Source organism: Amycolatopsis albidoflavus (assembly GCF_039525725.1).
GTDB lineage: Bacteria > Actinomycetota > Actinomycetes > Mycobacteriales > Pseudonocardiaceae > Amycolatopsis > Amycolatopsis albidoflava.
Genome location: NZ_BAAAHV010000021.1, coordinates 198,610 through 213,219, shown reverse-complemented (window position 1 = coordinate 213,219; position 14,610 = coordinate 198,610). Strand labels below are relative to the sequence as shown.

At 69.0% G+C, this 14,610-nt stretch carries 11 protein-coding genes; 7 read left to right on the top strand and 4 right to left on the bottom strand.

Annotated features, from left to right (window positions below; all coding sequences use genetic code 11):
* The first annotated feature begins 74 nt into the window (after positions 1-74).
* The gene (locus ABD156_RS31605) at positions 75-1,262 is read left to right on the top strand and encodes an amino acid deaminase/aldolase (RefSeq protein ID WP_344282127.1); all 1,188 of its coding nucleotides are present in this window, start codon (positions 75-77) and stop codon (positions 1,260-1,262) included.
* A 14-nt stretch (positions 1,263-1,276) separates the two neighbouring features.
* Here ABD156_RS31605 and ABD156_RS31600 read toward each other — a convergent pair whose 3' ends face one another.
* On the bottom strand, positions 1,277-1,936 hold the full coding sequence (locus ABD156_RS31600) for a TetR/AcrR family transcriptional regulator (protein ID WP_037806876.1): 660 nt from the start codon (positions 1,934-1,936) through the stop codon (positions 1,277-1,279).
* Positions 1,937-2,050: 114 nt separating this feature from the next.
* Between ABD156_RS31600 and ABD156_RS31595 the strand changes: the two genes are divergently transcribed.
* The 4 genes from ABD156_RS31595 to ABD156_RS31580 are packed head-to-tail and all read left to right on the top strand — an operon-like array spanning position 2,051 to position 5,544.
* Positions 2,051-3,373, top strand: coding sequence for a GH1 family beta-glucosidase (locus tag ABD156_RS31595; RefSeq protein WP_344282120.1), 1,323 nt, complete (start codon positions 2,051-2,053; stop codon positions 3,371-3,373).
* Positions 3,366-4,625: an MFS transporter gene (locus tag ABD156_RS31590; protein ID WP_344282117.1), complete on the top strand. Its 1,260-nt coding sequence runs from the start codon at positions 3,366-3,368 to the stop codon at positions 4,623-4,625. Before ABD156_RS31595 ends, ABD156_RS31590 begins: the two co-directional genes overlap by 8 nt.
* 41 nt (positions 4,626-4,666) lie before the next feature.
* Positions 4,667-5,131, top strand: a complete 465-nt coding sequence (locus ABD156_RS31585) for a MerR family transcriptional regulator (RefSeq protein WP_344282114.1) — start codon at positions 4,667-4,669, stop codon at positions 5,129-5,131.
* Positions 5,128-5,544 (top strand): carboxymuconolactone decarboxylase family protein, encoded by a 417-nt coding sequence (locus tag ABD156_RS31580; protein WP_344282111.1) that lies wholly within the window; start codon positions 5,128-5,130, stop codon positions 5,542-5,544. Before ABD156_RS31585 ends, ABD156_RS31580 begins: the two co-directional genes overlap by 4 nt.
* 13 nt (positions 5,545-5,557) lie before the next feature.
* Here the strand turns inward: ABD156_RS31580 and ABD156_RS31575 are convergent, their stop codons facing one another.
* The 3 genes from ABD156_RS31575 to ABD156_RS31565 all read right to left on the bottom strand — a co-directional run bounded on the left by ABD156_RS31575 (position 5,558) and on the right by ABD156_RS31565 (position 11,840).
* Positions 5,558-10,486 (bottom strand): RHS repeat-associated core domain-containing protein, encoded by a 4,929-nt coding sequence (locus ABD156_RS31575; protein WP_344282108.1) that lies wholly within the window; start codon positions 10,484-10,486, stop codon positions 5,558-5,560.
* A 557-nt stretch (positions 10,487-11,043) separates the two neighbouring features.
* The gene (locus ABD156_RS31570) at positions 11,044-11,466 is read right to left on the bottom strand and encodes a hypothetical protein (RefSeq protein WP_344282105.1); all 423 of its coding nucleotides are present in this window, start codon (positions 11,464-11,466) and stop codon (positions 11,044-11,046) included.
* A gap of 14 nt (positions 11,467-11,480) precedes the next feature.
* The gene (locus ABD156_RS31565; RefSeq protein ID WP_344282102.1) at positions 11,481-11,840 is read right to left on the bottom strand and encodes a hypothetical protein; all 360 of its coding nucleotides are present in this window, start codon (positions 11,838-11,840) and stop codon (positions 11,481-11,483) included.
* 328 nt (positions 11,841-12,168) lie between these two features.
* On the opposite strand from ABD156_RS31565, the gene ABD156_RS31560 reads away from it, so the two are divergent.
* Positions 12,169-13,569, top strand: coding sequence for an NsdA family TPR-like regulatory protein (locus ABD156_RS31560; protein WP_344282099.1), 1,401 nt, complete (start codon positions 12,169-12,171; stop codon positions 13,567-13,569).
* 17 nt (positions 13,570-13,586) lie between these two features.
* On the top strand, positions 13,587-14,477 hold the full coding sequence (locus ABD156_RS31555) for a phosphotransferase enzyme family protein (RefSeq protein ID WP_344282096.1): 891 nt from the start codon (positions 13,587-13,589) through the stop codon (positions 14,475-14,477).
* Positions 14,478-14,610 lie beyond the last annotated feature (133 nt).

The following is a 14,610-nucleotide window of genomic DNA, read 5'->3' as shown; positions in this document are numbered from 1 at the left end:
GTTCCCACGATAGATGCCGGAACCGTAAGTGAATAGTATTCGCGTTTCAAGCGTTGTTGTCGTACCGTAAGTGCGTGACCACCTCAGCGCACGGGTACGACCTCGCGACGAAGGACCTGGATCCGCCGCTCGCGATCGTCGACCTGGACGCCTTCGACGCCAACGCCGACGACCTGCTGCGCCGGGCCGCGGGCAAGCCGATCCGGGTGGTCAGCAAGTCCGTGCGCTGCCGTGCGCTGCTGGAGCGGGCGCTCGCGCGAGACGGCTTCGAAGGTCTGATGTGCTACTCGCTCGCCGAGGCCGTTTGGCACGCTGAGCTGGGCACTTCCGACGACATCGTGGTCGCGTACCCGACTGCCGACCACGAAGCGCTCCGTCGGCTGGCGGCGAGCGAACGTGCTCGCGCGGCGGTCACGATCATGGTCGACTCGACCGAACACCTCGACCTGGTCGACGCGGCGCTTGGCCATGGCCACCCGGACATCCGCGTGTGCCTCGAACTCGACGCTTCCTGGCGCCCGCTTCCCGGCGTGCATGTCGGGACAAGGCGTTCGCCGGTGTTCAAACCGGGGCAAGCTGCGGCGGTGGCGCGGAAGATCGTCGAGCGGCCGGGCTTCCAGCTGGTCGGGATGATGGCGTACGAAGGCCAGATCGCCGGGCTCGGCGACGCTGCCGGAAAAGGCCTGCAGAACCGGGTGGTCGGCTGGATGCAACGCCGTTCCGCGGCCGAACTCGCCCGCCGCCGCAGTGCCGCGGTGCGCGCCGTGCGCGAAGTCGCCGACCTGGAGTTCGTCAACGGCGGCGGCACCGGAAGCATCGAGACCACCGGCGCGGAGAACGTGGTCACCGAGATCGCCGCCGGTTCCGGCTTCCTCGCGCCGACGCTGTTCGACGGCTACTCGCACTTCCAGCCGCGCCCGGCCGCGCTGTTCGCGCTGCCGGTGGTGCGCCGTCCGGCCAAGAACGTCGCGACGCTGTACTCCGGCGGCTACATCGCTTCCGGCCCGACCGGCCCGTCGCGCGAACCGTCGCCGTACCTTCCGGAAGGCTTGCGCCTACTGGGTTTCGAAGGCGCTGGCGAGGTGCAGACGCCGGTGACCGGCGAGGCCGCGCGCAGCCTGCGACTCGGCGACCGGGTCTGGCTGCGGCACGCGAAAGCCGGGGAATTGGCCGAACGCTTCCTGGCCTACCACCTCGTCCGCGGCAGCCAGGTGGAGCGCACCGTCCCGACTTACCGCGGCGAGGGGCAGAACTTCGGCTGAGCCGGATGTTGGCCTCAGTCGCCGAATTTGCTTGCCAGATAACCCTTCACCACGTGCTTGGCCTCGGCGACGATCCGCTCGTCCCCGTTCGGGTCGCGGCGGAAGGCGAGCTTCAGCAGCGCGTCCGCCGTCTCGTTGGCGATCGCGATGGCGAAGCGGAGTTCGTCGGCCGGCCGGTCGACGTGCCCGCGCAGGATTTCGACCAGCGAGTCCGCGATGACGGAGTTGTTGTCGCGGTCGTCGGCCAGCAGCCGGACGTCGATGACGTCTCCGAAGTGGACCTTCGAGAATCCCGGCACCTCGCGGTGCATCTGCAGGTAGATGTCCAGCACCGAGTCGACGATGTTCCACCAGTGCTCCGGGCTGAGCTGCTGCAGCCGCTCGTTCACCGCGGCCACGAACCGTTCCAGGTTCCGCTGCGTCAGCGCCTGCACGACCGCGCGTTTGTCCGGGAAGAACTGGTACAGCGACCCGACCGCGACGCCCGCTCGTTTGGCGATCAGCGTGGTGGTGAGCGCGTCGTAGCCCAGCTCGTCGATGAGCACGGCGCTCGCGTCCAGCATCTGTTCCACTCGCCGGGCACTGCGTTGCTGAACCGGCTTTCGCCGCAGCGGTGTGGGTTCAGCCTGGGTCTCGGCCACGTCGTTCCTCGGAGTCTCTCGCGATTCACTCATCTGATCTGGGACTTTAGCGCCCCGCGGGGCTTCCCCCGAGACGAGTGACGACCTAACATATGAGAACTTTTCACGTTCACCCGCGAGGGTGTCCGAAGGCAAGGGGTGCTCAGCGTGGACCATCCGACCTTCCCGCCCGGCTTCCTGTGGGGTGTCTCGACCTCGGCGTTCCAGATCGAGGGGGCGACGGCCGAGGGCGGCCGGGGACCGTCCATCTGGGACACGTTCACCGCCACCGAAGGCAAGATCGCCCGGGGCGAGGACGCCAAGGTAGCGGCCGACCACTACCACCGCTACTCCGAGGACATCGCCCTGATGGCGGAACTCGGCGTCGGCGCCTACCGGATGTCGATCGCCTGGCCGCGCATCCAGCCCGACGGCGCCGGCAAGCCCAACGCGGAGGGACTTGCCTTCTACGACAAGCTGATCGACGAGGTATGCGCCGCCGGAATAGCTCCGGCGATCACGCTGTACCACTGGGACACGCCGCAGGCGATCGAGGACGCGGGCGGCTGGCGCTCCCGCGACACCGCCTTCCGCTTCGCCGAATACGCCACGATCGTGGGGGAGCATTTCGCCGATCGGGCGAAACTCTGGATCCCGCTCAACGAGCCGATGGTCATGTCGATCTACGGCTACGGCATCGGCGAGTACGCGCCCGGCGAGTTCCTCCTGCTCGACGCGCTCCCCACGGCGCATCACCAGAACCTCGCCCACGGACTGGCCGTGCAGGCGCTGCGCGCGGCGGGCGCGACCGGCATCGGCACCGCGAACAACCACTCGCCGATCTGGCCGGACCACGACACGCCCGCCGACCGCGCGGCAGCCGACTGGCTCGACGCGCTGATCAACCGCACCTTCGCCGACCCGATGCTGCTCGGCAGCTACCCCGAGCAGGTCCATCCGCACCTGCCGGAGAACTTCGCCGACGACCTCGCCACGATCGCGCAGCCGCTCGATTTCTACGGCGTCAACTACTACGAGCCCCAAGGCGTGACGGCTCCCGGCGAGGGCAACCCGCTGCCGTTCGAACTGCGCCCGGTCGAGGGTTATCCCATGACCACCAACGATTCCCCGATCGTCCCGCAGGCACTGCGCGACCTGCTGGTGTCCTTCCACGAGCGCTACCGCGAGCACCTGCCGCCGATCCAGATCACCGAGAACGGCTGCAGCTTCGCCGACGAACCGGCCGCCGACGGCACCGTCCCGGACCCCGAGCGGATCGAATTCCTCGCCAGCCACCTGCAGGCGTTGCGCGAAGCGATGGATGCCGGCGTGGACGTGCGCGGATACTTCGTCTGGTCGCTGCTGGACAACTTCGAATGGTCCAAGGGTTACGCGCCGCGGTTCGGGCTCGTGCACGTGGATTACGAGACACAACGCCGCACCCCCAAGGATTCCTTCTCCTGGTACCGGAAGCTGGTCCGCCATGAGTGACACCGCCGCCGCTGTCCCGGATGTCTTCGCCGAGCCGGTCAAACGCGTCCGCGCCGGGTGGATGACGCTGCTGTTCCTCGCGAACATCGCGCTCTGGCTCGGCGTTTACGCGCCGATTCAGGTGCTGCTCCCGCAGCAGGCCGAACTCCTCGACGCCGCGCACAAGGAAACCGTCTTCGGCGTCGTGACCGGCATCGGCGCGGCCGTCGCGCTCGTCGCGAACCCGGCGATCGGCCTGCTCTCGGACCGCACCTGCTCCCGGTTCGGCAGGCGGCATCCGTGGACGATCGCGGGCGGCGCGATCGGCGCGGCCGGGCTGCTGGTGCTGGCCGAGGCCCCGAACGTCGGCGTGATGACGATCGGCTGGTGTCTCGTGCAGGCCGGGCTCAACGGCATGCTCGCGACGCTGATGTCCGGCATCGCCGACCGGGTTCCGGTCGGGCAGCGCGCGCAGGTCGGCGGGCTGGTCGGCATCGCGCAGATGCTCGGCACCGTGCTCGGTGCCGTGGTGGTCGTGGTGATGCTCGACCTCGCCGGCCTCCCGCTCGGCTACGCCGCTTGCGCCGCGATCGTGCTCGCCGGCGCGGCGGCGTTCGTGCTCCGCACACCGGACGCGCGGCTGCCGGTGGAGTTTCGGCCCAGCGGCCGGATCCGCGAAATCCTCGCCGACCTGTGGGTCTCGCCGCGGCGGCATCCGGACTTCGCGTGGGCGTGGGGCTGCCACTTCATGATCAACCTCGGCAACGCGTTCGGCACGCTCTACCTGCTGTTCTTCCTCAAGGACGCGGTGCATTACCCGGATCCGGACAGCGGCCTGCTGATCATGATGGGGCTGTACGGCGTGGCGTTGGTGATCGGCGCGGTGCTGGCCGGGCACTTCTCCGACAAGTCCGGAAAGCGCAAGCCGTACGTCCTCGGCTCGGCGGCGATCATGGCGTTGGCCGCGCTGCTGCTGGTGATCTGGCAGAGCTGGCCGGTCGCGCTGGTGGCGTCGCCGTTGCTGGGCGTCGGCTTCGGCGTCTACATGGCGGTGGCGTTGGCGATGCTGACGCAGGTGCTGCCCGCGGCGCAGAACCGGGCCAAGGACCTCGGCGTGGTCAACATCGCGAACTCGCTGCCGCAGGTGATCGCGCCGCTGCTCACGACACTGATCCTGCACTGGCTCGGCGGGTATCCGGGGCTGTTCGCGGCGTCCGCGGTGGCGACTTTGCTGGCCGGGATTTTGGTGACGCGGGTCCGGTCGGTGGGTTAGCGCTTGCGTTTGAGCGCGCTCACAGGCTTAGCGTCTTCGGCATGGAGAAGGAAGACGCGCTGACCGAGGCGCTGCGCCTGGCGGTCGACCCGCCGGGCACGGTGTCGGTCGAAGCGCTGCGGGAACTGGCCCGGGACGACGACGCGAACGAGTGGGACATCGCCACCACCGCGGAACACCTCGGGCTGAACCCGCACACGCTGCGGTACTACGAGCGGATCGGGCTGGTCGAGGTCGCCCGCGACAGCGCCGGGCACCGGGTTTACGACGCGGCATCGGTGCGCCGGCTGGTGTTCCTGACGCGGATGCGCGTCTCGGGCATGCCGATCAGCGACCTGCGCCGCTACGTCGAGTTGATCGAGTCCGGCGCGGACACCGTGCCCGAACGGCGCGAAATGCTCCTGGAGCACCGCGACACCCTGCGCGCGCAGATCGCTCAGCTGCAGCTTTCCCTCGCCGCCACCGAATACAAGATCGCCACTTACCAGGAAGGCCCGCTCCCGTGACCCAGTACGACATCGACAGCCCGGAAAACCTCGCCCGCCGCAAGAACGGGCTCGAGGTGCTGTCCCGCATCGACGGTCACCAGGGCGAGGCCGTCATCGATTCGCTCGCCGACATCAACCCCGCGCTCGGGCACCACGTGGCCGCGTTCGCCTTCGGCGACATGTACGACCGGCCGGGCCTCGACCCGCGCAGCCGCCAGCTGGTCACCCTCGGTGTGCTGACCGCGCTCGGCGGCTGCGAACCGCAGCTGAAGGTGCACATCGGCGCGGCGCTGAACGTCGGGCTCAGCCGCGAGGAAATCACCGAAGCGCTCATGCACTCGGCGGTCTACGCGGGATTCCCGCGAGCGCTGAACGCCACCTTCGCCGCGCGCGAGGTGTTCGCCGCGCGCGACGCGGAGGAAACCGTCTGACGTTCGCGGCGTCCTACTTCTTGTCCGGCAACGGCGGCAGGTCCGCGGGCGGGATGATCTCCCCTTTTTCGTTTCGGCTGAACGGGTCGCCCTTGGGCGCGTTGTCGAACTGATTCGGGTACGGATGGCCCATGACGCGATTGCCGTTCGCGTCGTCCATGGTCTTGGGCGGTTTGAGGTTGTCGAAGTCCTTGATGAGCTTGTCCACGTCCGCGGCACTGTGCTTCCCGGGGTCTTTGCCGAGGTCAAGGAACCGGTCGCGCATGTCGCTCCATTCCTTGTACTGCTCCTTCGTGCCGCCGGGCCAGTCGAAGTCCGAGCTGCCCTTGACGTTGTCCATGAACGCGTCCTGCTCGGGCTTCTTCATGTGGTCGGTGGCCTTGATCGCCCCGTCCGCGTATTCGTTCTTGATGTCCTTGAGGTAGCCCGACGAATTGTCGAAGGCCTCCTTCGGCGTCTCGCCGTTCTTGATGCGGTCCTGGACGTGCGGGAACTTGTCCACGACGCTGCCGATAGAGGTGTTCGGCTTGCCAGGGCCGAGCGGAAGGTTGTTCGGGTTGCTGTTCATCTTCCGCAGCTCTGTCGTGTACTTCTTCGTCAGTGCGGCCTGATCCTTCGCGGGCTGGTGTTCCACCCACTTCTTCATGTTGTCCCGCATGGTCTGGAACGAAATGATGTGTCGCGCGTGAACCTTGTCGCCGGTGTTGTAGAACGGGCTCTTCGGGTCCTTCTTCTGCGCGTCGATGACGTCCTGGGCGCGCTTCTGGAATCCGCTCGGGCGGGCCCAGGGACCCTTTTCCTTGGGCTCGGCATCGGTTTTCTTTTTCTTGTTGGATTTGTCCGAGCTGGCGCTAGTGCCGTCGTCGTCCTTGTCGCGCTTGCGCTTGTCTCCGGCCTTGTCCTTGCTGGCCGAGGAAGAACTGCCGCCGCCGTTGTCGGAGTTGTGCTTGGCGGTGGAGTCCGCGGGCGGCGGGTCGGTGTCCTTGCCTTTGCCCTTGTTGCATTTGAGGCCGAGCACGTCGGTGGCGGCGAACGGGTCGGGAACGTAGTTGCCCGGGTTCGGCCCGCCTTCCAGCCCGAGCGGGTCCTGGCTGATGTAGCGCGCGACGGCCGGGTCGTAGTAGCGGAAAACGTTGTAGTGCAAGCCGGATTCGGCGTCGGCGTACTGGCCGGGGAACTGCAGTGGGATCCCGCCGGGCTGGACCTTGCCCCACAGCGAACGCCGCGCGCTCCAGGCGAGGCCGCCCTGCTCGTCGATCAGTTCGGTCGGGGTGCCGATGGCATCGGTGACCACGGACGCGAACCGGTCGCCGCCGGGGCCGCGTTCGACCTGGGTGACCGGTTCGTCGCTGCCCGGCCTGCGTTCCCAGGTAGTCGTCCGGCGCACTCCGGCCGGGTCGGTGTGCTCCTGTTCGATGAGCACGAAGCCGTCCCACACGAACCGGGTCGATTCCGCGACGGAGCCGTCGGCCAGCAGCCGCTCCTTGGCGATCCGGCGGCCGAGCGGGTCGTACCGGTAGCGCCACTGGGCGCCGTCCGGCGTGCGCAGGCCGGTGAGCAACTCGCCGGTCCAGGAGTACTCCCACACCCGCACTCCGCCCGGATGCACCTCGCGGTGCCGGATCCGGCGGCCGAGGGCGTCGTAGTCGGCGGACAGACCGGAGCTGCCCGACCAGGCGGTCAGCTCGCCGGCCGGGTTGTAGCGCAGCTCTTCCGTGCCCGCCGCGGAGGACACCGTGACCACGCGTCCGGCCGGGTCCCGCGTGTAGCCGGTCTTCCCGGCGAGGCTGTCTTGCACCGCGGCGAGGCTGCCGTCCGCGTAGTACTCGAGACCGCGCCGCCGCACCGGGGATGTTCCACGGGAAACCTGCTGCGCGGTGAGCAGCCCGCGCGGGCCGAACGCCTGCTGCAGGGTGCTGACCCCGTCGGTGTCGCGGGCGAGCACGCGGCCCTCGTCGTCCAGCCGGTAGCGCACGGTGTGCCCGGCGGTGGCCAGCGAAACCGGCCGGTCCTCCTCGTCGAAGGTCCACACGCTCTCGGCGCCGGACGGCGTGCGACGGCGGATGGTCTGGCTCTCCTCGTCGTAGGCGAAGTGCACCTCGACGCCGTCGATCGCCTCGCGGACGACCCGGCCGTACCGGTCGCGGTCGAACTCCACCACCGAGTCCGCGGACTCCGCGCGCACGACGTTGCCGACCGGGTCGTACGCGTAGCGCACGGTCCGGTGCGGGCTGCGGATCTCGACCCGGTTGCCCAGCAGGTCGTACTTGTTCTCGGTGACTGAACCGTCCGGCTCGGTCACGGCGACGGTCTGCCCGGCCGCGTCGTAGGCGTAGGTCCGGGTCCGGCCGTCGAAATCGGTCTGCGCGACCAGCCTGCCGAGCGGGTCGTAGGTGTAGGTCCAGGTGCGGTTCAGCGGATCGGTCACCGACGTCAGCCGCAGCTCGGTGTCGTAGGTGTAGCTGGTGCGCGCGCCGGACGGGTCCACGACCGCGGTGACCATGTCGAACGGACCGTACTCGCGCTTGGTCGCGCGGCCGAGTTCGTCGACGTGCTCGATCTCGTTGCCCTCGCGGTCGTACCGCCACATCGCGCGCTCGCGGCGCACCCCGACGCGCGAGGCGGGTTTGCCGTCGACCGTCCAGCCCAGCTGCACGCGTCCGCCGCCGACCTCGGGCGCGGTGCGCGGCCGGCCGAACTGGTCCAGCTCCTCGTCGGAGACCTCGGCTTCGGCCAGGAAACCGGGCAGCTCAGGTACCGCGGGCTGGTCGTACCGGCGTTGCCAGGTCCGTCCGTTGCCGTGCACCGTGATCGAAGCCAGTTCGACGCCGTCGTGCTCCAGTTCGGCAAGGCTGCCGTCGGGACGGGCGATGGTGAGCGGCGTGCCGTCCTCGTCGTAGGTGTACTCGGTGATCCGGCCGAGCGGGTCGACCCGGCGGAGCAGATTGCCGTAGCGGTCCCATTCGGAGAGCGTCACGTTGCCCAGCGGGTCGGTCTCCCGGACCGGCCGTCCCTCCAGGTTGTACTCGTATTCCGAGGTGTGGCCGAGGGAATCGGTGAACCGGGTGATGCGGGCCTCGGGGAGGAACTCGAACGCGCCGCTGTAGAAACCCTGATCGCCCTCGGTGCGCACGCAGCGGCCTTCGGTGTCGTAGACGTAGCGGTAGGCGATCCCGTTGCGGTCTTCCCAGCTCGTGACCCTGCCGTCGGGATCGTAGGTGTAGCGCATCGCCGTGCCCGAGGAGTTGATGACCTCGGAGAGGTGACCGCGGTAGTTGTAGCGGTAATTGCGCACGACGACGTCCGGAGCCGGGCCGGCACCGATCATCCGCAGTTCGGTGACGCGGTGCCCGTCAGTGCGGAAGCCGACCTGGATCCCGCTGGAATGCGTGAGCAGCGCCGGCGCGCCGGAGTCGTCGTAGGACAGTTCGGTCCGCGCGCCGTCGGCGTCCTCGATCGAGCGCAGCGGCAATGCCTTGCCCTCGCCGGAAAACCGCATCGTCCGGTCCGGACGCACCTGGTCGATGGTGCAGCTGCCGTCGGCGTGCTTGGTGAGCGGCCAGCGCGCGCCTTCGGTCGGCAGCACCGGCTCGTCCCCGGCGGGCATCGGGTAGTAGAGGGTCACGCCTTCCGGCCCGTAGTACCGGATGTACTCCTCGCCGAACTCCAGCCGCTGGTCCACAGTGGACGCCCAGGTCGAGCCGAACCACCGCCCGGAGCGATACGACGACCGGTGCGTCCGCCGCATCAGCAGTTCCGGCAGTTCGAGGTCGTAGTCCTCGACGAGCACCTCGCCGGTGGAGATGACGACCGGGTCGGTCAGGCAGGGCGGATCGGCGTCGCCCTCCTGCTTCGCGTTGGACGCCTCGGTCTTGTCCTTCTCCGGGTCGGACCGCTCGTTCCCGCCGCGTTCGTTCTTGTTCCCGCCGCCCTCGGCACCGCCGTTGCCCTGCGGCTCGTCCTTCGCGGGTTCGCGCGGAGGCGGCTCGTGGTTCCCGCCGCCCTTGTTTTCCGGCGGCGGCCCGTCGTGCGCGCCGGAGGTGTTGGTGGACTCGTCCTTGACCGGCGGCGGTTTCTCGCCGCCGCCACCGCCTTTTTCGTTCGGGGTGTCCTTCGCGCCGGAAGGCTTGGTGGAGCCGCCGCCGGGAGACTTGATCTCCTTCGGCGTGTGCGTGGCGTCCTTGGCGCCGCCCTTGATGCTCTTCATCGACTTGGCGACGTTCTCGAACAGGCCCTTGGTCTTGGTGAGGAGCTTGCCGAGTTCCTTGAGCGCCTTGGTGAGGTTCTTGACCAGTTCGGCGATCTGCTTGGCGGTCTTGGCCACCAGGTTGACCACCTGCGGCACCACCCAGGCCATCCCGATGCCGAGGGTGAACAGCACCTGCAGCGCCCACGAGATCAGGTGCGCCACGACCTGGGCGATGATGTCGCGCACGAGCATCCGCACCGCGCCCACGACCTCGCCCGCGGTCTTCACCCCGCTGCCCGCGCCTTCGCAGGCCTGCGCGGCGCCTTCGAGAGTCTTGGCGACCTCCTCGGCCTGCTTGCGGTAGGCGTCGGCGCTGGTGCCCTCCCAGGACTCGATGTCCTTTTTGACCTGTGCGGCCAGGTCCTGGGAGACCGCCGAGACCTCTTTGGCGACGTTCTTCCAGGTCTCGGAGTACGCGTGCACCTGGTCCGGGTCGCCGGCCAGTTTGTCCAGCGCTTCCTTGAGCGGGCCGACATGCTCGATCAGCCAGCCGACGCCCGCGGCGAGGATCGCGCCGAACGGGTCCATCACCGCGGCGAGCGCTTCCATGCCGACCCCGACCGCGCCCATCACGGTCGCCGCCCAGTCGCCGGACTCGATACCGTCCTTCAGGCCCTTGCCAGCCTCGAGGATCGAGATGCCGGAGATAGCCGAGGTCGAGTCCTGCTTTTCGGCGACCAATGGATTCGACATACCGGCCCTTCTCGACGCTCAACACACATCACTTGGGCGCGCAGCCGAATTCGAACGCACAGACCCCCGGATCAGGTTACCGAGAGTTCTCGCGCGGTTGCCTCGGTGTTGCGCTTATGTACGTCGGCGGTGCCCGCGTTTGCCAGCGGGCCGGCGGCAAGCGCACAAAACCCGCCGCGGAACTCCGGAACTCGGAGTCGGCGGCGGGTCTGGGAAGTGGAACCGCGGGCCGGTGCCGGTCGGGGGAGGGGAGTGCAACGGCACCGGCCCGCGGAGTTCTGGGTCGCGACCGGTGCGGCGGCACCGGTGCGATGATCTTCAACCTAGCGTCCGATTACTGCGTCCGCTAGGTGTTCTGCCGGACATTTTTCGATTAATCGCGTTTGCGGGCTAGGGGTGGCCGAGGGCGGTCCGTCTCGCTCGGGGGGACGGACGGACCAGCCCTCGGCCGGGCGAGGATGCCGGGCGGCCGAGCCGGTTGGGGCTTCCGGGCTCGCCGCGCGCTCGCCAGTCGAGACGGGTGGGGTGATCCGCCCGGACTCACCCCACCCGAGGGGTCAGGCGCTGATCGGCCGGGGCTTCACCAGCGCGTGCCTGCCAGTGGTCTCCGCGGGCGATTCGGCTCGCCGGTTCTGGCCGGGCACGGCGGGAACCGCGGCGCGGCGGCGGGCGGGCCGGTGCCCGGCCGCGGAGAGCGCCTGCGGGGCGAGACCGCCCGCGACCAGGTGCTCGTGCGCCACCTGCCACACCGAACACGGGGCCTTGCAGCGGTGCCAGCGCGTCGAACAGGTGGGGCAGTCGCCGCGCTCGTCGGGCTCGTGCGCCTGCAGCATCGCGCGCCAGCCCTCGGCGAGCCGGGGCAGTTCGGAGCGGGCGACCGAGACCAGCGACGGGGCGTCGGCGCGTTCCGCCAGGTCGGACAGCATGTCGAGGCGCTCCCACACGGCGTTGCGGAGAACCTGACCGAGAACCTGATCCATGGGGAAACTCACCGTCACCTTTCCGCCATCGTGGCGGCTTCGTTGAGCGCGGCCCGGAGCTGGCCGAGCTGGCCGGACGTGAGGCGGGCGGTCTCCCCGGGAGGGGACACCACGACGACCTCGTCGTCCTCGACGAACACCGTCACGGCGCGCTCGCGGCTGATGAGATCTCCGCATTGCACGCGCCACACGACCTGGCCGCCCTCGAAATGCCGCACGCCCGCGGTACGCGGGTCAGCGGACACCGAAGCGGCGACAGCGGAAGCGACAGTAGGCGGCACCGGGCGTGCCGTGGCGATTCCCGGTGCGGCGGGCCGAACGGACCGCACCGCGGTCCCGGCGTGTCCTCCACCGAGCGAATCCACGAACTCCACTGTCCCTCCACGCTTTCTCGTCCCGGGCCGGCGCATCTTGCGAGATGCACCTGTCCCGGCAGATCTGTGTCGTCGGGTCCATCGCTCTCCGTGATCGCTGCGGGTGTGCGAGCAGTGACGGAGATCTGGCAACTACAGTGAAGTGAAACCGGGTGCGAGAGAAGGTCGAAACCGCGTCATAGCGGTGACCGGACCGCGTTCCACGGTAAGCGGTCAGCGGAGTTCGGCCCTGCCGATCAACCCGGCTGTCCGCGCGTTTCACAAGGTTCTCGCGTGTGCTTAGGGTGCTGATCAGACGCCCAGGAGACGGTGAGGGGGCGCAATGGCAATGGATGCCAGTGCTGGCAGTGGTTCCGGAGTCTCTCACGCAGACGCCCGGTCAGGCAGTCCGGTTCCGGCCGACGCCTGGGAACAGCCCGACATGCGGGAGGCGCTCGCCGCCCGCGAGGTCAGCGCCGTGTACCGGCTGTTGCGCAAACACGGAGTATCGCAGCGCCAGATCGCCGCGATGACCGGCCAGTCGCAGTCCGAGGTGTCGGAGATCCTCAAGGGTCGCCAGGTCATGGCCTACGACGTGCTCACGAGAATCGCCGACGGCCTGGGTGTCCCCCGTGGATACATGGGTCTCGCCTATGACGAGACCACGGCGATACGGGTCGTCGGCGCGTCCGACGGCCGGCAGGCTGAGGAGGACGAGTCCGTGAAGCGACGGAGGTTCCTCGCGCACGCCGCCCAGGTCACGATGGGTGCGGCGGTGTTCGGTCCGGAATCCGGCACGTGGTCGGAGGCGCCCGCGCGCACTCCCGCCCCCGGGCGCATCGGGACGACCGACGTGCGCCAGGTCGAGGCGGCGACCAGAGCGTTGCGCGCGCTCGATTACCAGTACGGCGGCGGATTCTGCCGCGACGCGGTCGTCGCGCAGCTGTCCTGGGGCCAGCAGATGCTCGACTCCAGCGCGGCCGAGCAGGTGAAGACCCGGCTGTTCACCGCGATCGCGGACCTGCACAGCCTCGCCGGCTGGACGTCGTTCGACACCGGTCTGATGGATTCCGCGCGCGGGCATTTCGCGCAGGCGCTCGACCTGGCCAAACAGGGCGGCGACCACCACCTGGTGGCCAACGTGCTGTACCGGATGGGCCGCGTCTACCTGCACCAGGACGCGGCGAACGACGCGCTGAAGCTGTTCCAGCTCGGCCAGATCGCCGCCCAGGAATCCGGTTCCGAGCTGGCCGTCGCCGTGCTCTGCGCCAACGAGGCGTGGGCCTACGCGATGATGGGCAACGAGGAACAATCGGTGAAGCTGCTCGGCCGGTGCAAGGACGAATTCGCCCGCGCCGACCTGGCCTCGGCCGAATCGTGGGTCAAATTCTTCAACGAGACCGACGTCTACGCGATGACCGGCACCGTGCACACCGTGCTGGCGATGAAGAACCCCGAGCACACGAAGTACGCGATCCCGGCGCTGAGCCGGGCGGTCGACGCCTACACCGACGACATGGCCCGCAGCAAGGCGTTCATGCTGAGCGCGCTCGCCACGAATCACCTGCTCGAGGGCGATATCGACCACGGCGTGAAGATCGGCGGCAAGGCCATCGAATGCGCGGAAAGCATCAAGTCCGCGCGGGTCAAAGACCGGATGCGGCCCCTTCAGGTGGAGGCCGAACGGCGGCGCAACAACCCCGACGCCCGCGACCTCGCCGACCGGCTCAAGATCTTCTACGCGGCCTGAGCCCGACCGGATTCGCCTTGCCCGAAGGCAGGTTCACCCCTGCGAAACTGCGCCGGGTGCTGACCGCCACGTGCGCCCGGCTGGGTCTCGACCCGGCGGGCGCACGTCTGCTGCGGTTCACCAACAACGCGGTGTTCGCGCTGGCCGGGGCACCGGTCGTGGTGCGGATCGTCGGCTCCACGCGGCTGCGCCACCGCGTCGGCACGGTCGTGCGCGTTGCCGAGCATTTCGCCCGGCACGACGTGCCCGCGGTCCGGCTGCTGGCCGGGGTCGAGCAACCGCTCGACGTGCGAGGACACCTCGTCACGGTCTGGGATCTGGTGCCGTTCGCCGGACCGCCGCCGACGCCCGCCGACCTGGCCGGGCTGCTGCGCCAGGTGCACGCGCTGCCCCCGCCGGACGGCCTGCCCGAATGGGAGCCGCTGAGCTCGATCGAGGCCAGGGTCGCCGACGCCGAGGAGCTCGCCGCCGCCGACCAGCGGTTCCTGCTGGAGCGCTGTGCCGAGGTGCGGGACCGGCTCGACACCCTGGATTTCCCGCTGGCCAGGGGATTCGTGCACGGCGACGCGCATCCGGGCAACGTGTTGCCCGGTCCGGACGGCCCGGTGCTGTGCGATTTCGATTCCTCCTGCGTCGGCCCGCCGGAATGGGACCTGACGCCGCTCGCCGTCGGCCGCGAACGGTTCGGTGACCCGCCTGCCCGGTATGCCGAGTTCGCCGAGGCTTACGGCTTCGACGTGACGGCCTGGCCGGGGTTTTCCGTGCTCCGGGCGGTGCGGGAGCTGAAGCTGACGACGAGCGTGCTGCCGATTCTGCGCAGTCATCCGCCGGTGCGGGCTGAACTCCGCCGTCGGCTGGCGGACCTGCGCGACGGCCGGACGGCCACCGCGTGGACGAGATACCGTTGAGCGGGATTCTGCACGTGCATTCGCCGACTGCAGATGACCGTTCGCCGCTTTCCGTCGATGGCCCACGAGGTATCGCTGTGCAGCGAGAATTCGGTCCGGCAGGTCGCCCCACTTAGCGTACTGCTAGTCCCAT